Origin of the sequence: Haloactinospora alba, from assembly GCF_006717075.1 — a bacterium.
Lineage (GTDB): Bacteria > Actinomycetota > Actinomycetes > Streptosporangiales > Streptosporangiaceae > Haloactinospora > Haloactinospora alba.
Window position 1 is genome coordinate 1,801,779 of sequence record NZ_VFQC01000001.1, and the last position, 25,837, is coordinate 1,827,615.

The following is a 25,837-nucleotide window of genomic DNA, read 5'->3' on the forward strand; positions in this document are numbered from 1 at the left end:
GGGAACTGCTCCGGAGACCGTTTTCCGGTCCCACTGGGCTGTTGGGCCGCCCGCGGGGCTTCTCCCGGAGCCCAACGGCCCCGGGAGAAGCCCGGTAGCAGCCCAGTCAGGATGTGACGGCGGTGACCGTCACGTCGATGTTGCCACGGGTCGCCCTCGAGTAGGGGCACGCCTGGTGGGCGGCGTCCACGAGCTTCTGCGCCTCCGCCTGGTCCTTGCCGGGCAGGTTCACGGTCAGCTCCACCGCGAGAGCCATCCCGTCCTCCTCGCGGCCGAGGCTGACGTTGGCGTTGACCGTGGAGTTCTCGACCGAGGCCTTGGCCTCACGCGCGACCTTCTTCAGCGCGCCGTGGAAGCAGGCGGCGTAGCCCACGGCGAAGAGCTGCTCCGGGTTCGTCCCCGGGCCGTCGTCCCCGCCCAGACCTTTGGGCACGGACAGGTCGACGTTGAGCCGGTCGTCACTGGTACTGCCCTTACCGGTGCGGCCCTCGCCCTCAACGGTCGCGTCGGCAGTGTAGAGAACGTTCACGTTGTCTCCCTCAGTGTTCCTTGTTGGATGTGGGTTCCGTCGAAGCACGCACCTCCACGGATGCGGCTTCGGCTGAGGAGGTCACCCGTTCGAGCAGGGAGCGTAGTTCGGGGATCCTGTTCTCCGGGATCCCGGACGAGCACAACACGTGGTGTGGAATGTGCTCGACGCTGTCCCGCAGCGCTGTCCCCCGCTGGGTGAGAGCCACGCGGACGACCCGTTCGTCCTGGGAACTGCGGATCCGCCGCACGAGACCGCTGGTCTCCAGACGGCGCAGCAGCGGCGAGAGCGTGCCCGAGTCAAGCCGCAGTCGCTCCCCGAGCTCCTTGACGGGCACGGTCCCCTGCTCCCATAGCACCAACATCACCAGGTACTGCGGGTAGGTCAGGCCGGTTCCGGCCAGGAGCTCACGGTACAGCCCGGTCAATGCTCGGGATGCCGAGTACACCGCGAAGCACAGTTGTGCCTGTAGCGCTAGCGGGTCGTCTGGTTCCGGTGCGTTGGACATGCTCTCTTGCCCTCCTCATTGAGGACCCTACCAGTCTTTATTGTGCACAACTTTGTTGGGGGCAACCAAAAATTTGACTTTACGATGTAGATTCATAATGTTGGGCAGGGCGTCCCGGTTTCCCGGCATCCGGCCGCGGTCCGGTACAGGACCGACCACGCGGCCGAGACGCTAGATCGCCCGCCAACGCTGCAGGAGGTGGAAGGCTCCCCAGCCGGGAAGAACCGGAAGCCAGAACGTCAGGACCCGGAACAGCAGGACGGCCGGAAGCGCGATGGCCGCGGGAACGGAGGCCACCGTGGTGAGCCCTCCGAGCAGCGCCGCCTCGACCGCACCCAACCCTCCCGGGGAGGGAGCTGCCGAGCCGATCGCGTTGCCGGCCAGGAACACCACCGCGACCGCCGCCACGCTCGCTTTGCCGCCGAAGGCCGCGACGGAGAAGTGGAGACAGAGCACGAACCCAACGGTGAGCAGCAGGGTTCCGCCCACCCCCATCGCGAGTTTCCCCGGACGCTGTAGCAGGTCGAGCAGCTGCGGAAGCACCCCCCGGAAATAGGGGCGGAGGCGTTCCAGGATCGCCCGGCGCAGCACAGGGAACAGAAGCACGGTCGCGCTCAGAGCCGACAGGGACACGCTCACGACGATGACCGTGGCCGAGGGGGAGAAGTCGGCGACATAGTCCGTTCCGGTGAGGTAGGCGCACACCAGCAGCAGCGGAACATGGACCAGAAGCCCCGCGGCCTGGGAGAGTCCCACCGCGGCTATGGCCACTCCCGTCGACGCGCCGCTCTGCGTCACATAGCGGGTGTTCAGCGCGAGCGCACCCACGCTCGCCGGGGCGGCGATCCGTAGGAACGACGCCGCGTACTGCACCAGAACCGTCCGCCACAGTCCCAACCGGAGCGGAACGAATCCCATGAGGGCCATGGCCGCGGCGAGCATGCACACCAGGGAAGCGACGAAAGCGGCCGAGGCCCACCCGGGTTCGGCACCGGTGATCGTGGAAAAGTCCACGTCCGCGAGCTGGTAGGCGAAAACTATCCCGACCACGGTGGCAGCGATGACGCTGACCACGGTCCGGGGACGCATCCGTTCGATGCGGGCCGGTCTCGCCGGAGCTTCCGGGGCGATCAGCGCGATCTGCTCCCGTACGCCGCTGAGGAGCCGTGGGTGAGTGGTCAGGCGGCGGCGTAGTGCCAACGGTAGTCCCGCGGGCTGCACGAAGGGCAGAACGCCGGCCACGGGAGGCACCCCCAGAACCCGTACGGCGGAGGCCACGGCGCGTTCCGCCCCCACACGCATCGCCAACACGGTCAGCAGGGCCGCCACGTCCAGGGACATCTTGAGTGGTGCGGCGGCGAGACTCCCGCCGTACACGCCGAGGAAGGTGGGACGTCCGTTCATCTGCCAGCCGAGGGTGTCGCCGTTGATGCCGTTGTGGGCGACGCGGTGCCGGTGCAGGAGGTCAAGCTCGCTCCACACGGCGTCGAGGCTCTCCTCGGTGAGGTCGGAGGCGGTGGTGTCGTCCAATGACCGGACACGGCGGTGCTCCCGCACGAGCACCGCCGTCTGGGGACCGAGTTCCCCGATGGCGATCAGACGCGGGACAGCGGCCCCGGCGGAGCGCGCGGCCGACTCCAACAGGGCGGCGTGTTCCACGCGTCGACGCAGTCCCAGCAGTACCGGTGGGGCGGCCGACTGGCGCAGCATGGCGATGCCGAGCAGACGCCTCCCGAGGCGTGCGGTGTCGTTGGCGTGCATCAGCATGATGTCCAGGCGGCGGTCAACGGTGTCCACACTGAGGTGCTGGTTTCCCTCCTGATCGTCCTCGGACGGGGTGATCTCGAGTGGTTCGAGGCCGAACCGACGCAGTTCCCGCACCAGTTGGCCGGTGATGGAGGCCGGTTGGGACATTCCCACGGCGTAGCTGGTGCCCGTGGCACAGGTCAGTCCGACCACGATGGTCAGTAGCAGGCTGACCGCAGTGGTGATCCCCGCGAACAGGACCGAGACGGCGGTGACCGTGATGCCGAGCCACATCGCTGTACGCACGCGGGGGACGTGATCGGGCGCCAGTGCGCCCACGTAGGCAACGGCGGCGGCGATGTAGGCGTGCAGGGCGATGGTGAAGACGCTGTGCGTGTCCGACGTGGCCAGCACCTCGGGCGGCCCTCCGGGGCCGGACGCCGCGAGCACTGCGGCGTTGAGCATGCCCGTGGCGCCGTAGCCACAGATTCCGGCGACGATCCCGCGCACAAGCTGGCGGAGCTGCTTCCGGAGGAGCCGTTCCACGGTTACCACGCTGATCAGCACCAGAACGGTGAGGTTGGCCGCTCCCGCTATCAGCGCCATCAGAGAGGGGGAGATCAGCGCACGAAGCTCCTCCGGGTCGGCGGTTCCCGTGTCCTCTGCGGGGATCTCGGCGACCAGCAGGACAAGCGCGACCAACAACGTCCCGGCGAGGGCGAGCAGCAGGTCCTGTGTTCTGCGTGCGGTCGGTTGGCTGTCTTCGAGTGTTCTCATCGCGCCCTGCGTCGGGGGTGTTTTTCCTCCTGGCTCCACGTTTCCAGCGTGCCCGACGCGTCTGCCTTTCGGGGGTTGGGTGGGGGCGTGTTCGGGGGTTTCCCCGTCGCGGGGGTTTGGTGGTTTCGGCTTCCGGCAGCACGACAGTCCCCCGCCGACAAGTGAGCTTTTTCCTGAATGAAGAAATTTGTACTTTAAGCCCGGATTGTGGAGCTGCTTTCGGGATTTCTGCCGCGTCCTCCTATGGCCACCATGATGTTTCGCACCCGAGAATGAGGGCTACGTGAGCAGAAAACCCACCAAGAGCAATGGAGCACTTCGGTGACCGAGACAACCTCTGCCCAGTCTCCCGCCGACCTTCGGTCCGTGATCGGCGGTGTCCCCCTGCAGCGCGCGGACCGCCCCATGGCCAACACCAATCCCTCGCTGACGGAGGAGGTGTTGGCCCACGTCAGCCTTGCCGACCGGGGGGACTTCTCCTCGGCGTGCCGCACCGCGAAGCAGGCCCAACAGGAGTGGGCGCGGACTCCCGCTCCCATCCGTGGCCAGGTCATCGGTAACATCGCCGACCTGGCCACGGCCAACAAGGAGGCGTTGTCCCGCGCGGTGACCCGCGATATCGGAAAGACCCTCACGGAGGCGCGCGGTGAGGTTCAGGAGGTCATAGACACATGCGAGTTCTTCCGCAGTGAGGGACGCCGGTTGTATGGCCATACCGTCCCTTCGGAGATGCCGGACAAACAGCTGTTCACGTTCCGTGACCCGCTGGGTGTGGCCGCTGTCATCACGGCGGGGAACTTCCCCGTGGCTGTTCCCTCGTGGTACATCGTCCCTGCCCTCCTCACCGGAAACACGGTCGTGTGGAAGCCGGCCGAATATTCCGCCTCCTGCGCCTGGGTGCTCTACGAGGTGTTCTCCCGCGCGGGGCTCCCCCCGGGTGTGCTGAACATCGTCTACTGCGAGGGAGAGGAGGCGTTCGCGGGGCTGAGCGACGCCCTCGACGAGGGACTCGTTGACAAGGTCGGCTTCACCGGCTCCACCACGGTGGGCTCCCGCATCGGGGAACTGTGCGGCCGTCACCTCCAGACCCCCTGTCTCGAGCTCGGGGGCAAGAACCCCATGGTTGTCACGGAGGACGCCGATGTGGAGCTGGCGGCCGAGGGAGCGCTGTTCTCCGGATTCGGCACCGCCGGACAGCGGTGCACCTCGTTGGGAACCGCGATCGTGCACGAGTCGGTCTACGAGCGGTTCATCAGCCTGCTCACGGAGGCGACCGCCTCAGCTGCGGTGGGGGATCCCACCCGCGACGTGCTCTACGGACCGATGATCAACGAGCGTTTCGCGGAGCGTTACGAGGGCTTCCTCAACTGGATCAGTGACCACCATCGGGTTCTGGGGTCAACGGCGACCGGAAGGATCACCCCCGCCCGTCCGCGGGAGGGGTTCGTCGGAGACCCGGAATCGGGCTTCTTCTACCATCCGGTGATCCTGGACGGGGTGCGTCCCAGCGACAAGGTATTCACGGAGGAGACCTTCGGCCCCATCATCGGCGTGACCACCTACCGGCACCTCGAGGAAGCGATCGAACTGTCCAACCTCCCCGGTTACGGCCTGTCAAGCGCGGTATACACCACTGACCCACGAACGGCGTTCACGTTCCGTTCCGGTGTCGGAGCGGGCATGGTCAGTGTCAACAACTCCACCTCGGGTGCCGAGGCGCACATGCCGTTCGGTGGGAACGGCCGTTCCGGCAACGGTGGACGGCTGTCCGGCACCTGGGTACTGGACCAGTTCACCCGGTGGCGGTCGATGAACTGGGACTACTCCGGCAAGCTCCAGAAAGCGCAGATGGACGTTGCCCAGATAGAGGCGGACATGAGTTTCCGGTTGGAGTGACGACACCGGCGTACCGTCGTGCTTCCGTGGTGGTACGACGGTACGCCGGAGGGGCCATGGCAGGGTGGGGGCATTGTCCCGGCCCGAAGCGGCGGACGACGCTCCGGGATGCTCGGCCCGGGACGGAGACGTAGCCCGCCGGGGTTCTCCGCCCCCGGGCGGAGGCGGTCAACCCGCCGGAACGACCGCTACCAGCGCGAGCCACGCGCGGGCAAGGTCGGCCGGTGGGCGCGGTCCCCGACCGACGGCGGGGGCGTCCGCTCCGGAGACCGGATGCGCGGTAAACTCCGCACCGATCTCGAAGCCCTGCCGCCGCTTCAGTCTGGAAAAGATGAGTGCCACCACAGCGACCGTCGAGGAATCCCGCGCCGAGCTGGAGACACCGCAGCTCATCCTACGCCGCTCCGGGTTCGCCGCGGCCGCTCCCCTGTTCTCCGCCGACCTCGCCGCGGCCAGCGACCTGGACCAGGCCACCCAAACTGTGTCCTCACACGGCCGCAGACTCTGGTCGGAGGCCGCCCGCCAAGAGACGACCGACGACCGGGTTCTCTACTGGGCCCGGTTGGCGCTCATCGCACGGCTCCGGTCCTGGCAACCGTCCTTCCAACTCGGACAACGGGACCGGGCCGCTCTGATCACCCGGCTGGAACACGCCTCCCGTGGACACGACGACCTGGTCTTCCCGCCGGACGACCGGTTGCTCGGCGTCATCGTGACCGGCTTCGACCCGTGCGGCCTCGACGCCGACATCCGAGCTTCCAACTCCTCGGGGGTCGCGGCGCTCGCCCTGCACGGCGCCACCTTCGACCTCGATGGACACACCGTGGTGGTACGCACGGCGCTCTTCCCGGTGCGGTGGCGCGACTTCACCGGCGGGATGGTGGAGAGCGCCCTGTCCCCGCACTACACCGGAGGCGACGGCGGCACGGCGCCGGCGAACGCCGTCGTCGCCCTCGGCCAGGGGGACGAGGATTGCTTCGTCCTGGAAACACACAGCGCGGCGTGGCGCAGCGACGCCGCAGACAACGAGGATGTGCGGGCTCCCGGGCCGGTGCCTCTCACCGGGTCCGGGACCCCGGGGCCGCAGTGGGCCCGCTCCTCACTGCCGCACCGGACCATGGTCACCGAGTCCTCCGGAAACGTTCCGGTGCGGGAGAACACCTCCGTCGTCGAGGTTCCGGCCGGTTCGGAGGAACCAGTCCTCAGGAGCGACGGCCCTACCGCGGGATCCCGGGCCCGGGAGGGCTCCGGTGGGAACGGACTGTTCAACGAGCTCGCCTACCGCGGTGCGGTGCTCCGGGACGCCGCGAGCCGGAACGTTCCCACCGGCCATATCCGGACTCCCCCGCTACGGTCCGGCTCCGACGAGAGGCGGGAAACCACCGGTCCTGGTATCGGGATCTCCCGTGCCGAACTCGTCGAACAGGTACGCGGCATGGTCCCCGCCGCGTTGGGCGGAAGCACGGACACCGACTGAGGCGACGACCGTGCGTGCCCGCTGGCCGACTGCGACCGCTGTGGGGGACCCGCGGCGTGACCGCGTGTGGGCTTCCCGCGCCCCGGGGCAGCGGCGGTGATGGGGCGTGGTGGCGGCGAGCACCACCACGCCTGTCGCGTCAGTACGAGTAACTGGAGTCGTAGTCGTAGTAGTAGTCGTAGTAACCGGGAGTGTCCCACCCCATCGCGAATACCAGTATGAGGTAAACGATCCCGAACAGGATGCAGAGGCCGAACAGGATCCACGACGCGAGGGTGCAGCCACGCGAGGCCTTGGGGTTACTGTTCACCATGGTCAGGCCGATGATGGCCAGGATCAGCCCGACGAGGGTGCCCCCGCAGCAGCAGAAGAGCCCTACCGCGTTGGCGATCAGGGCGCCGATGGCACTGCCCTGGCTGGCTGGCTTCTCGTTTCCCTGCTGCGGACCGGGGGGTGGTGGGGGTGGGGGGCCTCCGGGAGGACCTCCGGGCGGGGGGCCACCGGGCGGGGGGCCACCGGGCGGAGGAGGCGGCGCTCCCCAGCCCCCGTTGTTCGGTGGTGGTTGTCCAGGACCTGGACCGTAACTCATGATGCGTTCTCCCCCCTTGGGAAGGATGCTTGGGGATTCGTCGCTTGATGGTCTCAGGTCAGATGTGTGGGTGCGTGCTGTGGTTCCATGTGACGTGGGTTTTGTTATGGAATCGGAGAAGTTGCCATACCAGTTCCTTTACAGTGTAGATTCTTCTGGGACTGCAACTGGGACGCGAGAAGAGTGGGTCCGCGGGTCATGGGAGGGAGCTCCGCCAGAGGCGGCGACCGGCAGGGCGCAATCCGGCCCCGCCGACCCCGCGACCACCACTCGCGGCCGCCCGCCCATCAGAGCCTCCACCGCGCGTCCTGTCGCGGACCGGCGTTGTTCCTCCGGGGCCGGACGGCATGCCAGCGCCTGGACCCTCCGGAACGGGGCCGCCGCCACGGAGGGTCGAGATACGCCGGACGCGCCACGGCACCGGGTCCGACCGAGCGGGGCGCCGAACGGAGCCACCCGGCGTCACTCTCCCGTCGCCGACGTCTCCTCCCCGACGGCCGAGGGAGCGGCGCGCAGCTGTTCCAGGAATCCGCCGACCGTGATGACCGTGGCCGACCACCCCAGTTCCCGTGCGAGGCGCAGCAGCTGCGGTTGCTCGACCCGGGCCTCGTGCAGCTTGTCCTGCTGGGCGAACACCTCGGCGGGGGTGCCGTCGGCGATGATGCTTCCGTGGGCCATGACGATGACACGGTCGAAGTTCTCCGCGCAGAAGTCCATGTCGTGTGTGATCGCAACGACCGTGGTCCCCTGTTCGTGCAGCTCACCCAGGACGTGCTGGATCCTGGTGACCTCCCGGTGGTCCTGCCCGGTGGTGGGTTCGTCCAGCACGACCGCCGGGGTTCCCATGGCCAGTACCGAGGCCAGCGCGACACGTTTACGCTCCGCCGGGGACAGGTGGTACGGGTGGTGGTCGGCCTGGTCGGTCAGTCCGGTGGCCTCCAGAGCCCACTGGGTGAGGCGGTGCCGTTCCGTCTCCGTCTTCGCGAGGTTGCGCGGACCGAACTCCACGTCGCGTCGGACCGTTTTCGCGAAGAGCTGGTCCGCCGGGTTCTGGAAGACGTAACCGACGCTGGCCGACAGTTGGGCGATGCTCTGGTCGGTTGTGTCCTGCCCCGCGATGCGGACGGTTCCGTCGGAGGGTTTGTATATGCCGTTGAGGTGGCGGGCGAGCGTGGTCTTCCCCGCTCCGTTCTGCCCGATGATGGCGACCCGCTCCCCCGCGGCCACGTCCATGCTCACTCCCGTGAGGGCGGTGACACCGCTGGGGTAGGTGTAGCTGAGGTTACTGATACTGATCAGGCTCATCGCTTTCCTTCCAGGAACGCTCGGAAACCTGCAGCAGCGGCGTCCAGCGTCACAGGCAAGCTGCGACCGCTCGGCCACGCCCCTTCCCGTCGGGCTTCCATTGCCGCAGTGGCGAAGCGGGGGCGGCCGATTCCCCACTCCTCCATCCGCGTGTCGGTGAGGATCTCCTCCGGTGTCCCCTCCGCGACGAGCCGACCGCCGGTGAGGACGTGGAGCTCGTCAGCGTACTCAGCGAGGAGTTCGAGTTTGTGCTCGATGAGAAGGACGGTCATCCCGGACTGGCGGATGGTCGCGAGCGCCTCGACTACCATGCGGGAGCCGGCGGGGTCGAGCTGGGAGGTGGGCTCGTCCAGGATGAGAACGCTGGGTTGCATAACCAGCATCGATGCCACCGCGATGACCTGCTGTTGCCCGCCGGAGAGTTCGTAGGGGGAGCGCTCCGCCAGGTGCGTGATGTCCAGCATCCGCATCACGTCGTCCACCCGGCGCACCATCTCGCCGCGTTCGGTCCCGAGGTTCTCGCAGCCGAACGCGATCTCTTCCCGGACGCTGAACCTGGCACCGGAGATCTGGTTGAACGGATCCTGTTGGACCAGCCCCACCCTGGTGACGAGCTCGGGCAGCGACGTGTCACCGACGGTGAGGCCGTCGACCGTGACATCCCCGGTGTACTCGCCGCCCTGTGCGTGGGGGATGAACCCGGCGCCGGCCATGGCCAGGGTGGACTTTCCCGATCCGCCGGGGCCGACGAGGCCGTGGAACCGCCCGGGATGCACGTCCAGGGTGATGTCGTGCAGCACGGGGGACTCACTGGTCGGATAGGCGTAGGTGAAGTCGCGGAACGTGATCACGTTAGAAAACCCCCAGCGTATTCAGCACGATCGCGGAGACTCCCAGCAGGATCATTCCCCAGCGCGCGGCTTGCTGGGTGCGGGAATCGCTGACAACGGTGTAGGCGGTCGGGTGGTGGGGAGAGCCGAACGCCCGGGACTCCATGGCGATGGAGCGGTTCTCGACATCGGTGAGGGCGCCGAGGAGCAACGGCCCCATGAGCGGGACGAGCCGACGCGCTCGGCTCAGGGCACCGCCCGAGCTGGTCTCCATCCCGCGCGCCTGCTGTGCCTGCATAATCGCGGAGGCCCGCGCCTGGAAGGAGGGGATGATCTGCATGGTCGCCGAGATCACGTAGGCGATCTTCGGGGGCAGCCCCGCCTGTTGCATGCCCGACATCAGTGTTCCCGGGTGGGTGGTGAGCAGCAGCAGAATGAACGCCCCCACCATGACCAGCAGCCGCAGCGCGGTGGTGCCGGCGAAGACGAGACCCTCGGTCTTGATGGCGAAGGGGCCGAATTCGGCGAGCACCGTTCCGGGGTCCGGGTAGGTGAGTCCCTGCAGCAGGAACAGTATGACCAGGAACGGGCCGAAGAACCCGAGGACGAGCTTGCAGAACCGGAGAGCGGTTCGCGCGATGACCGCACCGGGGAGCTCCAGGACAACGAACAGGAGGGCGGGCCACCATACGCTGTCCACTCCGAAGGCGGCGATGGTCACGGCAGCGACGAAGACCAGTTTGGTGACCGGGTTGAGCCGGTGGATCCAGGTGGTGCCCTCGTCGTAGAAGTTCAGCGTCTGGCTCACGCTCGCCCTCCTTGCAACGTGTCCTCCTGGTGGGTGGCGTCCGCGGTTTCGGTCCGTGCCAGGGCCGAGGCGCGCCTGGGGGCGAACACCGCGTGCTTCCGGGCGAACGGGAAACGGGTCGAGAAGCGGCTGGGGAGGGATCGCAGGATCAACACCGCGATGAGGAAGGCGATTGCCTTGTCCAACGGGTCGACGGTGAGCCCCTGGGCTATCGCGGCGCCGAGCGTGTCCAACCCCAGGGTCTGGAACAGGGCGACTATGGCGCTGCGTCCCGCCGAGGCGTTGGCGCCGCCGAAGACGAAGGCGGATATCGGACCGGAGATGAAGGCGGCCACTCCGCCGGTGATCACTCCCGCCGCGACGCACGTGACCAGACGCCGGGTCCAGCCCCAGCGGGCGAACAGACCGGCGAGCAGACCGATCCCGACCTGGGTGGTGGAGAACGGCAACGAGGCCGGGCTGATACTGATGCCCCAGATGACGTTGCTCAGTGCCCCCGTAGCGGCACCGGCCGCCGGCCCCGCGAGCAGGCCGACGAGTACCGTCCCGATCGAGTCGAGGTAGAGCGGCAGACCCACCATGTTGTTGATCTGTCCGGCCACGATGTTGATCGCGATGGCGATCGGCAACAGTGTCACCGTCGAGGTGGGCATCCGGGACATGGCGCCGGCGATGATCAGGGCGGAGCCGGCCAGGTAGCCGGCGAGAGCGACGAGTGCGGCTGGTCCGACCCCCGCACCACCCACCAGGCTTTCCGGCTGCCACACCACCAGGTAGAAGTACGTGGCGAGGATGATGGCAGCGCCTGCGGCGATGAGGAGCCAGGGTGGGTATCGTCGCTTTTCCGGTGAGGTGGTCATAGCAGCTCCGGGTCGGGACAGGGACAGGGTGTGCCGGACAACGCGCCAACGGTCCGGAGGGCTCGTGCCCCGCAACACGCTTTCTGCGAACGATGTCCCATATCACACCGTTTACCTGCTCGAACTCTACCCCGGACACGCAGATGGTCCGGCATGTTGTCTCCGCTGGCACCAGGGCTTCCGCTCGAAGCCCTGTCACCGTATGTGACAGTCCTGTTTCCCTGGGATCATGAAAACCACACACGTCCGGAGGGCGACGCACCGGCTTCCCGGAAGGGCCCCGCAGCGGGCGGCCCGACCCCCGCCCGGGTTCCACGGCTGTACGTGTCGCCGCCGCCGGGATGGTCCCGCTGTGGGCGCGGGACTCTTCCCGGCGGCGGCTCCGCGGGTGGATACTCGGTGCGAGGCGGGAACAGGAACGGGGCATGTCCGCCCGACACACCAGGGGTGCCCGTGGCCGGGCGCACTGGTCCGAACACGAGGTTCCGAAAGGCACGAAACTATGGGTCGGGTGACGGTCCGCGAGAAGATACTGCGGATTCGGGAAGGCGCGGTGAGCGACCGTGTCGACACGTTGGTGGTGGAGGAACCGCTCGAGGTCCGCGTCAACGGGCGGCCGCTCACGGTGACGATGCGCACGCCCGGCAACGACTTCGACCTCGCCGTGGGTTTCCTCGCTGGTGAGGGGGTTGTCCACCGGTCAGACGAGGTGGTGGGCATCCGTTACTGTGCCGGTTCCACCACGGAGGGCAGCAACACGTACAACATCGTGGACGTGGCTCTCGCACCGGGCGTCGTCGTTCCCGAGGCGTCCGTGGAGCGGAACTTCTACACCTCCTCCTCGTGCGGACTGTGCGGGAAGGCGAGTCTGGATGCGGTACGCACCGCCTCCCGCTGGACCGTCACCGAGGACCCGGTGGCGCTGACCCCCGCCACTCTGTCCGAGCTCCCCGAGAAGATGCGTGCGGCCCAGCGGGTGTTCGAACGCACGGGCGGGCTGCACGCTGCGGGGTTGTTCACCGCCGAGGGTGATCTCGTGGCGGTACGCGAGGATGTGGGACGGCACAACGCGGTGGACAAGCTCGTCGGCTGGGCGTTGCAGCACGGTCGGCTCCCGCTGCGGGAGACCGCGCTGATGGTCTCGGGGCGCGCCTCGTTCGAACTGGCGCAGAAAGCGCTGATGGCGGGGATCCCCGTGTTGGCCGCCGTGTCGGCTCCGTCGTCGCTGGCTGTCGAGCTGGCGGCCGAGTCCGGCCTGACACTGGTGGGCTTCCTGCGCGGGTCCTCGATGAACGTTTACACCCGACAGGAGCGGATCCTGGCGTGAGCCCGGGGAGTGGTGCTCGCTACTCGGGAAGGTCGCTGCGCAGCCACCGTTCGACCTCCAGCACGTGCATGGTGGCGGCGGCGCGGGCGGCCTCGGGATCCCGGTTCAGCAGTCCGCGGTAGATACGCTCGTGGTCCTCCCGAAGCCGGGCGGTGAGTCCCGCTTCGCGGTGCCCGTGCCATACCCGGGCGTTGAACGTACGCGAGGAGAGTCCGTCGTTGATCGCCGCCAGTGTCGCGTTTCCGGTGATGTCCACGATGGCTTGGTGGAAGGTGAGGTCCGCGGCGACCGTCTCCCCCTCGCTTCCCCCGCCCTCGATCCGGTCCAGGATCGTCCCGAGCCGGTTGAGCTGTTCCTCGTCCGCCCGCGCCGCCGCCAGCGCGGTGGCCGCGGGCTCCAGCATGCGGCGGACCTGCAGGACCTCGATAAGGGTCTGTCCCTGTGATACCTCGGCGAGCACGGAGAAGGTGTCCAACAGGTCCCGCGGGCGCAGCGCCGATACGTAGACACCGGAGCCGTGCCGCACCTCCAGAACCCCGAGCGTTGTGAGCGCACGGATGGCTTCGCGCATCGAACTGCGCGAGACCCCCAGCTCCCCGGCGAGTTCCCGCTCGGTGGGGAGCCGGTCTCCGGGGCTGAGCGTCCCGTCGGCGATCATCGTCTTGATGCGCTCGGTCGCCCATTGCGTGACCGGGGTCCGGCCGGCTGGTGGGGTCGCGCCGGGGGGACTGTCGGAAATAGGCACGTGGTTCCCTCCGTGTCGGGCCGCCGCCATGTTACTGGACAGTTGGTTGCGCCTCCCATCTTGACACCCTCCAAACCCCACACGTAAAAGTGATCATACCAATTTTCCGACATGGCGCGGATAGTTCGCCCACTATCCGCCATGTCTCGTCGGCCATCGAACACTGGTCAGACCAACGAACTATGCCGTAACTGGCCCAACGACACGGGAGCAACGTGCGACACCTCAGGATCGGCCCGCATGGCAGTGAGCGCCCCGCCGTGATGGCTACGGACGGAACCGTGTACGACCTCAGCGGGGTGACGACGGACATCGACGCCGCGTTCCTCTCCGGTGGCGGTATCGAACGCACCCGACAGGCCCTGGACGACGGCGGACTCCCCCAGGTCACAGACCCACACCAGCAGCGCGTCGGCCCTCCGGTCGCTTCTCCCGGAAAGATCGTCGGTATCGGGTTGAACTACCTGGACCACGCAGCGGAGAGTGGAGCCTGCCCTCCCAACGAACCGATCGCTTTCCTCAAACCCAGTGACACGGTGGTGGGGCCCGAGGACGACGTTGTCATCCCCCCACACAGCACCAAGACCGACCATGAGGTGGAGCTGGCGGTCGTCATCGGCAGCACCGCTCGCTACCTGAGCAGTACGGAGGAGGCGAGGCGTTCCGTTGCGGGTTATACCGTCGCCAACGACGTCTCCGAGCGGGAGTTCCAGTTGGAACGCGGTGGACAGTGGGAGAAGGGGAAGTCGTGCGAGACTTTCACCCCTCTCGGCCCGTGGCTCGTCACCGGTGAGGACGCCGACGCGGCGCAGGCGGACGTGCGGTTGTGGGTCAACGGCGCCCTGGTCCAGAGCGGGAACACGTCGAACATGATCTTCGGTGTCGAGTACCTGGTGTACTACCTGAGCCACTTCATGGTGCTGCATCCGGGCGACGTGGTCATCACGGGCACACCGGCGGGCGTCGCCATGGGACGTCCGGGACAGCCGTACCTGCGGCCGGGCGACACCATGGAACTGGCGATCGACGGGTTGGGACGACAGCGCCAGCAGCTCGTGGCGGCGTGATCGCGGTGCTCCCGGAACCACGGGAACGGTTCCCGACGAACATGTACCTTACGTGTCGGCACGGTCTCCGGCCCGGCTACCGCACGGGCTCGTCCAATCTCGGAACGGTGGGAAAGACATGCGGATCGCGCTGTTCGTCACCTGCCTCAACGACACGCTGTTTCCCGCCACGGGACGTGCCGTGGTACGCCTGTTGGAACGTCTCGGTCACGAGGTGGTGTTTCCGCGGGCCCAGACGTGTTGCGGGCAGATGCACTACAACACCGGGTACCGCAGGGACGCGCAGCGGATCGCGGTGCATTTCGTGCGGACGTTCTCCGACGCCGAGGCAGTGGTCGTTCCGTCGGGGTCGTGCGCGGCCATGGTCCGGGACAACTACCGGCGGTTGGCCGAACCGGGAAGCCGTCTCGCCCGCCAGGTCGAGAACCTGTTGCCACGCGTGTACGAACTCACTGAGCTGCTCACCGACGTGTTGGAGGTGCGCGATGTCGGAGCGTACTTCCCGTACTCCGTCACCTACCACCCCACGTGCCACGGCCTGCGGATGCTCGGTCTCGGGTCGAGGCCCTACGAGCTACTGCAGCGGGTGCGCGGGCTGAGACTGGTCGAGTTGCCGGAGGCCCGGGAGTGTTGCGGGTTCGGCGGGACCTTCGCGGTGAAGAACGCCGACGTGTCCGCTGCTATGGCCGCGGACAAGCTTGGCCAGGTGTCCGCGACGGGCGCCGAGGTGCTGTGCGCTGTGGACAATTCCTGCCTGATGCACCTGGGGGGAACCGCACAGCGCGCCGGCACCGGTGTCCGGACCGTCCACCTGGCCGAGATCCTCTCCTCCACAGAACAGGAGCCGACGGTGCCATGAGTACGGCGTTCATGGGAATGCCGGGCTTTCCACGCGCGGCTCGTGCGGCGGTGAACGACGCCCAGCTGCGGAGCAACCTGCGTACGGCCACCCGCACCATCCGGGAGAAGCGCGACGCCGCGGTCTCCGAACTGGACGACTGGCAGGACCTGCGGGCGGCAGGCCAGGCCATAAAGAATCGAACGCTGCGCCACCTGGACCTCTATCTGGAGCGGTTGGAGTCCGCGGTCCAGGCGGCCGGGGGCAGGGTGCACTGGGCCTCCGACGCTGCGGAGGCCAACCGTCTGGTCACCCGTCTCGTGCGTGACACCGGCGAGAGCGAGGTCGTCAAGGTGAAGTCGATGACGACCCAGGAGATCGAGCTCAACGAAGCTCTCGGCCAGGCCGGCATCACCGCCTACGAGACCGACCTCGCCGAACTGATCGTGCAGCTCAGCGAGGACCGGCCCTCGCACATCCTCGTTCCGGCCATCCACCGCAACCGTGCCGAGATCCGTGACATCCTGGCCTCCCACATGGCGGAGTGGGGGACTCCCGCCCCCGAGGGGCTCACCGACGACCCCCGCGCGCTGGCGGAGGCGGCCCGGAGGCACCTCCGCGACAGGTTCCTGACCACCAACGTGGCGGTGTCCGGGGCGAACTTCGCCGTCGCCGACACCGGGACCATGGTGGTACTCGAGTCCGAGGGCAACGGACGTATGTGCCTGACCCTGCCGCGCACCCTGATCTCGGTGGTGGGAATCGAGAAGGTCGTACCGAGCTGGTCCGACCTGGAGGTGTTCCTGCAACTGCTGCCGCGCTCGTCGACCGGGGAGCGGATGAACCCCTACACCTCGACCTGGACCGGCGTGGCCCCGGGGGACGGCCCCGAGGAGTTCCATCTGGTGCTGCTGGACAACGGCCGTACGAACGCACTCTCCGACACCGTGGGGCGTCAGGCCCTGCGCTGCATCCGTTGCTCAGCCTGCCTGAACGTCTGTCCCGTCTACGAACGCACCGGCGGTCACGCCTACGGTTCGGTGTATCCCGGACCGATCGGTGCGATCCTCACCCCCCAGCTCCGGGGAACCACCGCGGAGCCGGAAGCCTCCCTACCGTACGCCTCCTCGCTGTGTGGAGCCTGTTACGAGGTCTGTCCGGTGTCCATCGACATTCCCGACGTTCTCGTACGACTGCGTGAACAGGTGGTCTCGCAACCGGGCCACCGATCCGAGAAGGCCGCGATGCGCGCTGCCGGTTGGGTCCTGGGCGGCCACCGCAGGTTGGGTCTGGCCCAGGCAGCGGCGACGGCGGCGCGGTCGGTGGTGCCCCGCCGCCTGCCCCCTCCCGCCTCGGCCTGGACCGACAGCCGGGACCTACCGTCCGTACCCGGCAGAACGTTCCGGGAGTGGTGGCGCGACCGGGCCGAGGGGAAGGAGAGCGGCGCGTGAACGGGTCACGCGAACGGGTCCTGGGACGGATCCGTGCGGCCCTGGCCGACGTACCCGCTGGGGAGGCGCCCCCGGACGTCTCCGTACCGCAGACGTACGCGGCCAGTCACGAGCAGGGTGAGAGGTTGGAGCTCCTCGCCGGACGGATCGCGGACTACCGGGCGGAGGTCCACCGGACCACCGGCGGCGGCCTTCCCGACACGATCGCTGCGGTCCTGTCCCAACGGCGAACGCGGCGCGCCGTCACCGCTTCGGACGCTCCTCCGGTGTGGTTCACCAGTACCGCGGCCGAGGTCGTCCGCGACGACGGGGTGGACGTGGCGACGTTGGAGGGGACCGACAGTGTCGTCACCGGGTGCGCGCTGGCCGTCGCGGAGACGGGGACGCTGGTGTTGGACAGCGGAGCGGCGCAGGGCCGCCGGATCATCAGCTTGATACCCGACCACCACGTATGTGTGGTGAACGCGTCCGATGTGGTGGCAAGCGTTCCGCACGCGCTTCACCGACTGGATCCCGACCGCCCGCTGACCTGGATCAGTGGACCCTCCGCCACCAGCGACATCGAGCTGGAACGGGTGGAGGGGGTGCACGGGCCGCGGGTCCTGGACGTTGTCCTGGTGGAATGAGGCTCCTCGGGAGCTCACGGTTCCGGAGCGGCACTGCCAGAATCCGTCGGCCCCGGAACGCCTCTCCCTTTCCGAGCGCTTGCCGAACCCGGAGCGGGCGAGGAAACCGGCGTGCGGTGGCGTCGTCGCACGCCGAAACACGAGCGGCGGCACGCCGAGTTTTGCGGAGCGACCCCACTACTGCTTGACTGCAACCATGCACGACCACGGTAAGCGCCAACGCGGAACGAAAATGGGATTGTTGGCACGGATCCAGCACGGAATTCGGCACCCTGACCGGATATATCCCTATGTGCGAAGGTTGACCCGCGACGCCAAACTGCGTTTTCTCCATCGCAATCATGTCAGTTACTACCGTGCGGTCATGGCACACGACAGTGCTGACGATCCCAACGCGGCGGTCGGTAGCGCCAACCACCGCCGGTGGCTCAAGCTCGGCAAAATGCAGTTCGACTACCTGGTGGAGCACGGGCTCACGCCACAGGACCGAATGCTGGAAATCGGCTGTGGAAACCTACGCGCGGGCTGGCGGTTCATTTCCTACCTGGAGAAAGGCCACTACTACGGGATAGACATCTCGCCGGATATCCTGTTGTCCGCCCAGCGCACGTTGCGCGATTACGAGCTGCAGAACAAGCTCGCCAACGTGACACTGGTCAACGACCTGAAAATGGGATCCCTCCCGCGCGGATACTTCACCGTCATCAACGCGCACAGCGTCTTCTCCCACTGCCCCCTGGACGTGATCGAGGAGTGTTTCGCCAACGTCAGCGACGTGCTCGCGCCCGGGGGCTTCTTCGACTTCACGTTCAACCGCGCTACCGGCCGTGAGCACCACGTACTGCGTGAGGACTACTACTACCGTACGGAGACACTCCTCGACCTGGCGGCGAAGTACTCGTTGCGGGGCCGGTTCATGGAGGACTGGGAGGAGCTCCCCCACAAGCAGTCCAAGATTCGCCTGGTCAGGGAATCCGACACGGGTCGGGAACCGGATGAGGGGACGGCCCGGCGGCACGACCTCTCCGAGGCGTCCCACTGACGCCGGTCCCGCGCGCGGTCGGATCAGTGCCCTGCCTCCCGAAGAACCCGTTCGGCGAGCGCGTCGTCGCGGGCCACAGCGACGAGTCCCGCTGCCAGGGCCGCCATGTCACCAGAGGCGACAAGTCCCTGCAGTTCCGCCCCGGTGGTGTTCAGGCCCAGACGTTGTGCTCCGCGACGGGCAAGGCGGTCCGTGTAGGGCCGTAGCCAGGGCCAGACCGCCTGGACCTCACGACAGAACATCCCGGCACCGGTGGGACCGATCCCCGGGAAGCGCTGGAGTTCCCGCAGCACCCGCTTCCGGTCGTACTGCGCTGCTGACGCGAGACCCCGCAGGTCGCCGTGGTACTCGTCGAGCGCCAGTTGGGCGCACTCTCCGAGGCGTGTGGCTGTGCTCTCGTCGTAGCGTACGTACTTTCCCCTCCCGAGCGCGTCCACGCGTTCCTGCCAGCTGAGCCGGGTCATGTTCGTCGGGGTGGTACCGCCCGCGGTATTGATCTCCCGCGCGGCGGCAAGGGCGATACTGGCGGAGATCCTGGTGGAGAGGAGGTTCACCAGGGTGAGGAGCTGCCACAACGGTGCGGGTTCGTCCGCCATCCGGATTCCCGCTTGCTGCGCCAGCGTGTCCCCCGCCGCACGAAGCACGGCCTGCGCGGTGCGCTCGTGGTCACGTGTTTCCTGGTCTGTCATGACCAGCCTCCTCTCCTCGCGTTCGACGGCCGCCCCAACCACGCTGGCACGGGCGGCGGCGGGACGGCCACGGGAGACGGCGCCTCCCGGGAGATGACGCAGAGCCCCGACAGTGCAGCTTCCCGGACTTGTCCTGCCCGAAGCATCAGCTGGAGACGCGAACGGTGCTGCGTCTCCCGGCAAACGGCGCGAGAGCGGCTTCCCGTGCCGGTACGGGCCAGCGGAGCAGTCACTCTTTCTTGTTATATTGTTGAACAATCGCCCTCAGCCGGGTGATGTGAAGGTGTGTACAGCGGTTGGCGAAACGACGGGGCGCCGTGTGCGTCCCGTCGGCGAGCGACACACGCCCCTGGGACGGACCGCCTCCTGCGGACCGGGAACGCCCGTCCCGGGAGGTACGGGCGTTCCCGGCGTCGCACCAGTCCACGGTCCGGCCACACGCACCACGCCCCTCGACCACTGCCCTCCGGTCCGTAAGCAAGGAGATCATCATGGTGACACCGGAGGCGGCCTATCGGGCCGCTCCTGGAAGCGCCCTGGACGTGGACAGGGAGTTCTACTCCCGGTTGGCGCGTGAGGACAGCCGCCAGGAGACGGTACAGAGCTTCGTCCTGCCGGTCCGTTCCGGTCGGGCCTGGGAGGTTCCGGCAGGCCACCTGTGCCGCATCACCACCCCCGAAGGACCGCAGGTGGGTGACCTCAACATCTGGAACCGGCACGATCCGCGCGAGCGCATGTGGGCCGCACGCACCCGGCAGTTACACGCCGCTCATGTCACCACCTTCGACCGGCTGTGGTCCACGCTGCCGTTCCTGCGGCCGCTCGCGACCATCACCGCCGACTCCCTGGAATGGTACGGAACCGACAGCGACGGCGGCCGGGTGCACGACCTGCTCGGCAGCCGGTGCGACCCCTACGTGAACCGCGTCCTCACCGGAGAGGACGCCGACTTCCACTGCCACTCCAACCTCACCCGGGCCGTGCTCCCCTACGGACTCACCGAGTTCGACGTGCACGACGTGTTGAACGTGTTCCAGTGCACCGGTCTCAACGGGGAGGATCGCTACTTCATGAAGGCGAGCCCGGCCGCGCCGGGAGACCACATCGAGTTCTTCGCCGAGACCGACCTGCTGATGGCGCTCTCCACCTGCCCCGGTGGCGACCTGTCCGTGGACCTGTGGGGTCCGAACGCCGGGGATCCCCGGGATGTCTGCCGCCCGTTGGGTGTTGAGGTGTACCGTCCCCACTCCCGGCTTCTGGCCGGATGGGAACCGCCCCGCCGCGCCCAGTACGCCGGTATGCACGGACTCGGCTTCCCCAGCGGCCACGAGGGTTGATCCGGGAGGCACCTCCCGCGCTGGCCGTCCAGGGCGCTGTCACCTCCGGACCACCAGCCACTCGTGACCGACAGCGCCCGTCACCCCGGACCCGACCCCAGGTTCCGGTAGCGCTGGTGCCTGCGGGTCATGCGGTGGTTCGGGTCGTCCGCCAGGAGGGCGGTGAGTTCACGGCGCAGTGCCTCTCCCATACGAGTGCAGAACTCCTCCGGTTCGTCGGCCGCGTCGGGCTCACCCGCCCCGGTGGCGCCGCTGCCCTCGAGGACGACGCGATCCGCAATGCCGTTGCGGCGCAACTCCGCGGACCGCACCCCCTGTTGTTCCGCCACCTCGGCCGCGTGACCGGAGCTGCGGTACATGACGGCGCTGGCGCCTTCCGGGGGGAGTGGGGACAGCCAGGCGTGCTGGGCGCACAGGACGCGGTCGGCGGGGGTCAACGCCAGCGCTCCCCCGCCCGTGCCCTGGCCGAGGAGCACCGCGACCGTCGGTGCCTCCAACGTGACCAGCTCGGCCAGGCAGCGGGCGATCTGCCCTGCCATTCCGCCCTCCTCGGCCTCCCTGGAAAGCGCGGCTCCCGGCGTATCCACCACTGTCACGAGGGGAAGCCCCAGCTCACGCGCAATACGCATGCCCCGGCGGGCTTCACGTAGCGCATCGGGCCCCAACGGGTGCTCCCTGGTCTGCCGGGCGCGATCCTGGCCCAGCAGGACGCAGGGCGCGGGTCCGAAGCGGGCCAGGGCGAGCAGCAGACCGGGATCGGTCTCTCCCTCACCGGTGCCGTTGAGCGGGAGGACGTCGGTGGCAGCGCAGTGGAGCAGGTGACGCACCCCCGGACGGCCGTTCCTGCGAGAGCGCGTGATGGACTCCCAGGCCGGTGTGTCGTCCTCTTCCCTTGTGTCCGTCCCGTGGTTTTCGGGGGCAACGAGTTCGGCTGCTCGCTCCGTTCGTGCCCGCAGCACGTTGAGAGCCCGCTCGGCGATATCCGGGAGTTCGTGTGGGGCCAGTACCGCGTCGACCAGACCGCGACGGCGCAGGTTCTCGGCGGTTTGCACCCCCTCCGGGAAGGGGGCGTCGTACAGGGCCTCGTAGACGCGCGGCCCGAGGAACCCGATGAGCGCTCCCGGCTCGGCAACGGTTACGTGCCCCTGGGAGCCCCACGACGCGAGTACCCCGCCCGTCGTCGGGTGCCGCAGGTAGACCAGGTACGGCAGCCCTGCCGCCTTGTGCGCGGCGATGGCCGCGGAGATCTTGGTCATGGCGAGGAACGCGAGAGTCCCCTCCTGCATCCGGGTCCCGCCGGAGGAGGGCGAGGCCAGCAGCGGCATCCCCTCGGCGGTGGCCCGTTCCACCGCGCTGGTGAGGCGTTCGGCGGCGGCCACGCCGATGGATCCGGCGAGAAAGGAGAACTCGCAGGCGATCACGGCCACGCGTCGTCCGCGTAACCGGCCCTCCCCGGTGACGACCGCCTCGTCGCGCCCACTGTGCTCGCGCGCCCCGGCGAGCTGGCGGGAGTAGTCAGCGCTGGGGTGCACCTCGACGGGCCGTGTGTCCCAGGAGAGGAACGACCCCGGGTCCAGGACGGCTTCCAGTAGCTCAGCGACACTGCGATGGCGGCTCACGCTGCACGCTCCGCTCTCGTGGTGGGTGCGGTACCGGCGCCGGAGACGTGCCGTCGCCCGGCGAGCGGCCCCGGCCGGATCCCCCGATTATCCCAGGGCGCGGCACGCGGCCCGGCGCAGGGTACTCACCATCGCCGACACCGGCGCGCGGGGGCGGCGGCGGTGCACGGCGTAGATCTCCCGGGCCTGTTCCGCTCCGGCGAGCGGCCGCGATACCCAACCGGAGGCAGGGGCGGCACGCAGGATGGTCCTGGGGATGAGGCTTATCCCCACCCCGGCCCGGATCAGGGCGAGGGTTACCTCGTAGTCGTGGGTCTCGTAGGCGACCGTGAGCCGTATCCCCTCCGCCGCGGCCGCGGCCTCGAGCGCTGCCCGGTTGGAGATACCGGGGGCTCCGCATATCCACTCCTCGGTCACGAACTCCGCCAGGCGGGGTGCCGCGGCCGCGGCCGCCGGGTGGCCGTCGGGAAGGACGAGGAGCAGCGGGTCGGTGAGGAGTTGTTCCCGGTGCAGGCCCGTCGCCGCGGGAAGGGGGGTGCCTGGGTAACGGTGTGTGATGAGCAGGTCCAGGTCTGCCGCGGTAACACGGCCGTAGCCGTCGGGTGGTTCGACGTCGGACAGGGTGAGACGCACCTGGGGGTGGGTGGTGCTGAACTCGGCGAGTGCCGTGGGGACGAGGACCTTTCCCGCACTGGCGAAGGCACCCAGGGAGAGCCTGCTCGGGGCTTCCCCGGCCGCGGCGCGCACCGCTATCTCGGCGTCCCGGAGCTGGCCCACGGCGCGCTCCCCGTACTCCAGCAGCACTGCTCCCGCTTCCGTGAGTCGGGCCCCGTTGCGGCCGCGCTCCACAAGGCAACAGCCCACGTCGCGTTCCAGCTTCGCGAGTTGCTGGGACAGAGCGGGAGGGGTGAAAGCCATGCGTTCGGCGGCTCCGGCGATCGAACCGGCGTGTGCTACTTCCACGAGGACCCGAACGCGGTCCGCATCCAGCATTTGTTTCCCTCGATGCGCGACGGGGAGGTGCCACCGCGCCAGCGGGCACCCGGGCATCCCTGTGGGACAGCGACAGCAGCGGCGCCGGCCGGGGATCCCGGTCCGGTTCGGCTCCCTCCCCTCGGAAAGGAACACTTAACTGTCTTTAGCAATCTTAACTTTAACTTAAGGATACTCCGGGGCACAGTGAAGGCATGGGATCCAGTACAACAGCGCTACCCCACATCCCCACGAGCGATGACGTGCGTGCGGCAGCCGCCCGCATCGGCGACCACGCCCGGCGCACGCCCGTGCTGCGCACGCACGTGGACGGACGTCCCCTCGTGTTGAAACTCGAACAGCTGCAGCGGACCGGGGCGTTCAAGTTCCGCGGCGCCCTCAACGCGCTCGCCGCGGAGCCCGGAACGGTCTCGGTCATCACCGCCTCGGGTGGGAACCACGGGCTGGGAGTGGCCACAGCGGCGCGGTCGTTGGGCATCAACGCGACCGTGTACGTTCCCACCAGCGTCCCGGAGGCCAAAGCACGCAGACTGGCCACCTCCGGTGCCGAGCTGGTGCGGGTGGGAGAGCACTACGCCCTGGCTGCCGAAGCAGCGCACGAGCACGCGCGCACCAGTGGCGTGCGTTACGTGCCCGCTTACGACGACCCGTACGTCGTCGCCGGCCAGGGAACGATCGGTGGGGAGATCGCTGAGGACTCCCCGGAGTGCGACACGGTCGTGGTCGCCGTCGGCGGCGGGGGACTCGCCGCCGGGGTCGCGTTGGGCAGCGGCGGGCGCCACACTGTCGCCGCCGAACCCGAGGGGTGCCAGAGCCTGCATGCGGCACTGGCCGCGGGCCGACCCGTCGACACCACCGTGGACTCGGTCGCCTCCTCCGCCCTGGGCGCGGCCCGGCTCGGCGAGGTACCTTTCGCGGTACTGCGGTCGCATCCGCCCACTCCGACGCTCGTCACCGACGAGGAGATCACTGCTGCCCGTGACCGGTTGTGGGAGGAGTTCCGGATCGCTGCCGAGCCCGCTGCCGCTGTTCCGTTCGCGGCCTGGCTCGCCGGCCGGGTCCCGGGCGAATGCCCCTGCCTGGTCATCTGCGGCGCCAACACCGCCTGGCAGCCTGCCGAGTGACGGCGCCGCAGTACGGGGACCGTGGCCGCGAGGTCAGGTGGCGGGAAGGCGCTCGGCGAGCCAGACTTCCACGTCGGAGGAACGGCGCGGCAGGTCCGCCGAGAGAACCCGGTTCCCACCGGCGGTGACGAGCACGTCGTCCTCGATCCGCACGCCGATCCCCCGCAGCTCCTCGCCCACCGTAAGGTCGTCGGGCTGGAAGTACAACCCCGGTTCCACGGTCAGTACCATTCCCGGCTCCAGTGTGCCGTACAGGTGGACGTCGGTACGGGCAGTGGCGCAGTCGTGCACGTCCAGACCGAGCATGTGCCCCGTTCCGTGCAGGGTGTAGCGCCGCTGCAGACCGAGTTCGAGCACACGCTCCACCGGACCCTCCAGCAGCCCCCACGCGATCAGCCCCTCAGCGAGCACGCGCTGGGCGGCCTCGTGGTAGGTGGTGAACGGCTTCCCCGGCGCCACGGCCGCGATCCCCGCTTCCTGGGCCTCGTATACGAGGTCGTACACGCGGCGCTGGACGTCGGTGAACGTCCCCGACACCGGAACGGTGCGGGTGACGTCCGCGGTGTAGAGGGTGTCGGTCTCCACGCCGGCGTCGAGAAGCAACAGGTCCCCGGCACGTACCGGACCGTTGTTGCGCTGCCAGTGCAGGGTCGTCGCGTTGGGGCCCGACGCGGCGATGGTTCCGTAGCCGACATCGTTGCCCTCGACGCGGGCACGCAGGAAGAACGTGCCCTCGACGTAGCGTTCGGAGGTCGCCTGGGCGTGGGGAAGCGCCGACACCACGTCGTGGAAACCGCGAACGGTGGAGTCGACCGCCTGCTGGAGCTGGGTGATCTCCCAGTCGTCCTTCACCAGCCGCTGGTCGTGGAGGGCGGTGCCGAGCTCGGCGTCCCTCTCGGCCGCGGCTTCCTCGGCGTCAGGAGTGCCGCCACGCAGTTCCGCCAGCAGCCTCTCCAGTGAGTCGTCATGGCCGCGCAGGATCCGGGTGGGCGCTGCCGGCGCGTCGCGCAGCACGCTGGTGAGTTCCCGAACGTCGTGGGTGGCGATCCCGAGGAGGTCGCTGGCCTCCTGCAGGCTGTTCCGTCGCCCCGACCACAGCTCTCCGTGCCCGGCCAGCCAGAACTCGCCGTTCTCCCGGTTGGAACGGGGGTAGAGGTAGATGGTTACGTCGTGACCGCCACCACCGACATGCGGTTCGAAGACCAGGCACCCCCCGTCCGACTGGTCACCGGAGAGGTACACGTAATCGCACGCCGCACGGAACGGGTACTCCGTGTCGTTGGAACGGGTGGTGAGTTGACCCGCCGGGATGACCAGCCGTTCCCCCGGGAACCGCGCGCTGAGCGCCGCACGGCGTTTCGCGGTGTGGGCGGCCTGTTCGACGGGGTCGAGGTTCCGCCGGTCCGTGTCCGCCCAGCCAGTACGCATCCATGCAGCGAGTTCCTCGGACACGTGCTGGTACATACCGTTCTTACGGGGGGTGAACACCGGAGCGTCCGTGGTTTCGCCCCCTCGTTCCCCGGCATGCTGGCCCTGATACTCGCTCACGGTGTGCCCTCCTCGTCGAGTGCGTGGTTCCGAGCTCCGCGTCTCGGCGGTCTCCTTCCATCGTAGGCGGAAGCTGTCCCGTGCCAGAGCGCTGTCGCGCGTTCCG

At 68.4% G+C, this 25,837-nt stretch carries 23 protein-coding genes; 10 read left to right on the forward strand and 13 right to left on the reverse strand.

Annotated features, from left to right (window positions below; translation table 11 throughout):
- Positions 1-106: 106 nt before the first annotated feature.
- The 3 genes from FHX37_RS08135 to FHX37_RS08145 form a co-directional block, all read right to left on the reverse strand.
- The gene (locus FHX37_RS08135) at positions 107-529 is read right to left on the reverse strand and encodes an organic hydroperoxide resistance protein (protein WP_141923292.1); all 423 of its coding nucleotides are present in this window, start codon (positions 527-529) and stop codon (positions 107-109) included.
- Between the two features lie 10 nt (positions 530-539).
- On the reverse strand, positions 540-1,037 hold the full coding sequence (locus tag FHX37_RS08140) for a MarR family winged helix-turn-helix transcriptional regulator (protein WP_141923294.1): 498 nt from the start codon (positions 1,035-1,037) through the stop codon (positions 540-542).
- A gap of 171 nt (positions 1,038-1,208) precedes the next feature.
- A complete protein-coding gene (locus tag FHX37_RS08145; RefSeq protein WP_211351773.1) occupies positions 1,209-3,560 on the reverse strand; it encodes a lysylphosphatidylglycerol synthase transmembrane domain-containing protein in 2,352 nt (783 codons plus the stop codon).
- 321 nt (positions 3,561-3,881) lie between these two features.
- Between FHX37_RS08145 and FHX37_RS08150 the strand changes: the two genes are divergently transcribed.
- Complete coding sequence (locus tag FHX37_RS08150) at positions 3,882-5,456, forward strand: aldehyde dehydrogenase family protein (RefSeq protein WP_246062194.1); 1,575 nt, start codon at positions 3,882-3,884, stop codon at positions 5,454-5,456.
- A gap of 331 nt (positions 5,457-5,787) precedes the next feature.
- A complete protein-coding gene (locus tag FHX37_RS08155; RefSeq protein WP_141923296.1) occupies positions 5,788-6,933 on the forward strand; it encodes a pyroglutamyl peptidase in 1,146 nt (381 codons plus the stop codon).
- 139 nt (positions 6,934-7,072) lie between these two features.
- On the opposite strand, the gene FHX37_RS23200 is transcribed toward FHX37_RS08155, so the two are convergent.
- From FHX37_RS23200 to FHX37_RS08185, 5 genes are all read right to left on the reverse strand, one after another.
- The gene (locus tag FHX37_RS23200) at positions 7,073-7,522 is read right to left on the reverse strand and encodes a hypothetical protein (protein WP_211351774.1); all 450 of its coding nucleotides are present in this window, start codon (positions 7,520-7,522) and stop codon (positions 7,073-7,075) included.
- 462 nt (positions 7,523-7,984) lie between these two features.
- Positions 7,985-8,827, reverse strand: coding sequence for an energy-coupling factor ABC transporter ATP-binding protein (locus FHX37_RS08170; protein WP_141923298.1), 843 nt, complete (start codon positions 8,825-8,827; stop codon positions 7,985-7,987).
- On the reverse strand, positions 8,824-9,678 hold the full coding sequence (locus FHX37_RS08175; RefSeq protein WP_141923301.1) for an energy-coupling factor ABC transporter ATP-binding protein: 855 nt from the start codon (positions 9,676-9,678) through the stop codon (positions 8,824-8,826). Before FHX37_RS08175 ends, FHX37_RS08170 begins: the two co-directional genes overlap by 4 nt.
- Before the next feature lies 1 nt (position 9,679).
- Positions 9,680-10,465 (reverse strand): energy-coupling factor transporter transmembrane component T family protein, encoded by a 786-nt coding sequence (locus FHX37_RS08180; RefSeq protein ID WP_141923303.1) that lies wholly within the window; start codon positions 10,463-10,465, stop codon positions 9,680-9,682.
- Positions 10,462-11,325, reverse strand: coding sequence for a histidine kinase (locus tag FHX37_RS08185; protein WP_141923305.1), 864 nt, complete (start codon positions 11,323-11,325; stop codon positions 10,462-10,464). Before FHX37_RS08185 ends, FHX37_RS08180 begins: the two co-directional genes overlap by 4 nt.
- Positions 11,326-11,827: 502 nt before the next feature.
- On the opposite strand from FHX37_RS08185, the gene fdhD reads away from it, so the two are divergent.
- Complete coding sequence (gene fdhD, locus FHX37_RS08190; protein ID WP_141923307.1) at positions 11,828-12,652, forward strand: formate dehydrogenase accessory sulfurtransferase FdhD; 825 nt, start codon at positions 11,828-11,830, stop codon at positions 12,650-12,652.
- 19 nt (positions 12,653-12,671) lie between these two features.
- Here fdhD and FHX37_RS08195 read toward each other — a convergent pair whose 3' ends face one another.
- On the reverse strand, positions 12,672-13,397 hold the full coding sequence (locus tag FHX37_RS08195) for a FadR/GntR family transcriptional regulator (protein ID WP_394344484.1): 726 nt from the start codon (positions 13,395-13,397) through the stop codon (positions 12,672-12,674).
- 263 nt (positions 13,398-13,660) lie between these two features.
- Here FHX37_RS08195 and FHX37_RS08200 point away from each other — a divergent pair, with 263 nt between their 5' ends.
- The 5 genes from FHX37_RS08200 to FHX37_RS08220 all read left to right on the forward strand — a co-directional run bounded on the left by FHX37_RS08200 (position 13,661) and on the right by FHX37_RS08220 (position 18,421).
- Positions 13,661-14,464 (forward strand): fumarylacetoacetate hydrolase family protein, encoded by an 804-nt coding sequence (locus FHX37_RS08200; RefSeq protein WP_246062195.1) that lies wholly within the window; start codon positions 13,661-13,663, stop codon positions 14,462-14,464.
- Between the two features lie 118 nt (positions 14,465-14,582).
- Positions 14,583-15,323 (forward strand): (Fe-S)-binding protein, encoded by a 741-nt coding sequence (locus FHX37_RS08205; RefSeq protein WP_141923313.1) that lies wholly within the window; start codon positions 14,583-14,585, stop codon positions 15,321-15,323.
- Positions 15,320-16,753 carry a lactate utilization protein B gene (locus tag FHX37_RS08210; RefSeq protein WP_141923315.1) on the forward strand — a complete coding sequence of 478 codons (1,434 nt, stop codon included), beginning with the start codon at positions 15,320-15,322 and terminating at the stop codon, positions 16,751-16,753. The genes FHX37_RS08205 and FHX37_RS08210 overlap by 4 nt, the downstream gene beginning before the upstream one ends.
- Positions 16,750-17,379 (forward strand): LutC/YkgG family protein, encoded by a 630-nt coding sequence (locus FHX37_RS08215; RefSeq protein ID WP_141923317.1) that lies wholly within the window; start codon positions 16,750-16,752, stop codon positions 17,377-17,379. Before FHX37_RS08210 ends, FHX37_RS08215 begins: the two co-directional genes overlap by 4 nt.
- Before the next feature lie 364 nt (positions 17,380-17,743).
- Positions 17,744-18,421: a class I SAM-dependent methyltransferase gene (locus tag FHX37_RS08220; protein WP_394344485.1), complete on the forward strand. Its 678-nt coding sequence runs from the start codon at positions 17,744-17,746 to the stop codon at positions 18,419-18,421.
- 23 nt (positions 18,422-18,444) lie between these two features.
- Here the strand turns inward: FHX37_RS08220 and FHX37_RS08225 are convergent, their stop codons facing one another.
- On the reverse strand, positions 18,445-19,110 hold the full coding sequence (locus FHX37_RS08225) for an endonuclease (RefSeq protein WP_141923319.1): 666 nt from the start codon (positions 19,108-19,110) through the stop codon (positions 18,445-18,447).
- 491 nt (positions 19,111-19,601) lie between these two features.
- Here FHX37_RS08225 and FHX37_RS08230 point away from each other — a divergent pair, with 491 nt between their 5' ends.
- Positions 19,602-20,447 (forward strand): urea carboxylase-associated family protein, encoded by an 846-nt coding sequence (locus FHX37_RS08230; protein WP_141923321.1) that lies wholly within the window; start codon positions 19,602-19,604, stop codon positions 20,445-20,447.
- A gap of 80 nt (positions 20,448-20,527) precedes the next feature.
- On the opposite strand, the gene FHX37_RS08235 is transcribed toward FHX37_RS08230, so the two are convergent.
- Positions 20,528-22,066 (reverse strand): carboxyl transferase domain-containing protein, encoded by a 1,539-nt coding sequence (locus tag FHX37_RS08235; protein ID WP_141923323.1) that lies wholly within the window; start codon positions 22,064-22,066, stop codon positions 20,528-20,530.
- Positions 22,067-22,153: 87 nt separating this feature from the next.
- On the reverse strand, positions 22,154-23,059 hold the full coding sequence (locus FHX37_RS08240; RefSeq protein ID WP_141923325.1) for a LysR family transcriptional regulator: 906 nt from the start codon (positions 23,057-23,059) through the stop codon (positions 22,154-22,156).
- A gap of 194 nt (positions 23,060-23,253) precedes the next feature.
- Between FHX37_RS08240 and FHX37_RS08245 the strand changes: the two genes are divergently transcribed.
- Entirely contained in the window at positions 23,254-24,183 is a 930-nt protein-coding gene (locus FHX37_RS08245) for a serine/threonine dehydratase (protein ID WP_141923327.1), read from the forward strand.
- A 33-nt stretch (positions 24,184-24,216) separates the two neighbouring features.
- Here FHX37_RS08245 and FHX37_RS08250 read toward each other — a convergent pair whose 3' ends face one another.
- A complete protein-coding gene (locus FHX37_RS08250) occupies positions 24,217-25,731 on the reverse strand; it encodes an aminopeptidase P family protein (protein ID WP_246062196.1) in 1,515 nt (504 codons plus the stop codon).
- Between the last annotated feature and the right edge of the window lie 106 nt (positions 25,732-25,837).

What these genes read in the sequence shown, in the direction of transcription:
- FHX37_RS08140 (WP_141923294.1), bottom strand. Translation starts at nt 1,037, where the DNA reads ATGTCCAACGCACCGGAACCAGACGACCCGCTAGCGCTACAGGCACAA.
- FHX37_RS08145 (WP_211351773.1), bottom strand. Translation starts at nt 3,560, where the DNA reads ATGAGAACACTCGAAGACAGCCAACCGACCGCACGCAGAACACAGGAC.
- FHX37_RS08155 (WP_141923296.1), top strand. Translation starts at nt 5,788, where the DNA reads ATGAGTGCCACCACAGCGACCGTCGAGGAATCCCGCGCCGAGCTGGAG.
- FHX37_RS23200 (WP_211351774.1), bottom strand. Translation starts at nt 7,522, where the DNA reads ATGAGTTACGGTCCAGGTCCTGGACAACCACCACCGAACAACGGGGGC.
- FHX37_RS08170 (WP_141923298.1), bottom strand. Translation starts at nt 8,827, where the DNA reads ATGAGCCTGATCAGTATCAGTAACCTCAGCTACACCTACCCCAGCGGT.
- FHX37_RS08185 (WP_141923305.1), bottom strand. Translation starts at nt 11,325, where the DNA reads ATGACCACCTCACCGGAAAAGCGACGATACCCACCCTGGCTCCTCATC.
- fdhD (WP_141923307.1), top strand. Translation starts at nt 11,828, where the DNA reads ATGGGTCGGGTGACGGTCCGCGAGAAGATACTGCGGATTCGGGAAGGC.
- FHX37_RS08200 (WP_246062195.1), top strand. Translation starts at nt 13,661, where the DNA reads ATGGCTACGGACGGAACCGTGTACGACCTCAGCGGGGTGACGACGGAC.
- FHX37_RS08205 (WP_141923313.1), top strand. Translation starts at nt 14,583, where the DNA reads ATGCGGATCGCGCTGTTCGTCACCTGCCTCAACGACACGCTGTTTCCC.
- FHX37_RS08210 (WP_141923315.1), top strand. Translation starts at nt 15,320, where the DNA reads ATGAGTACGGCGTTCATGGGAATGCCGGGCTTTCCACGCGCGGCTCGT.
- FHX37_RS08220 (WP_394344485.1), top strand. Translation starts at nt 17,744, where the DNA reads ATGGCACACGACAGTGCTGACGATCCCAACGCGGCGGTCGGTAGCGCC.
- FHX37_RS08225 (WP_141923319.1), bottom strand. Translation starts at nt 19,110, where the DNA reads ATGACAGACCAGGAAACACGTGACCACGAGCGCACCGCGCAGGCCGTG.
- FHX37_RS08230 (WP_141923321.1), top strand. Translation starts at nt 19,602, where the DNA reads ATGGTGACACCGGAGGCGGCCTATCGGGCCGCTCCTGGAAGCGCCCTG.
- FHX37_RS08240 (WP_141923325.1), bottom strand. Translation starts at nt 23,059, where the DNA reads ATGCTGGATGCGGACCGCGTTCGGGTCCTCGTGGAAGTAGCACACGCC.
- FHX37_RS08245 (WP_141923327.1), top strand. Translation starts at nt 23,254, where the DNA reads ATGGGATCCAGTACAACAGCGCTACCCCACATCCCCACGAGCGATGAC.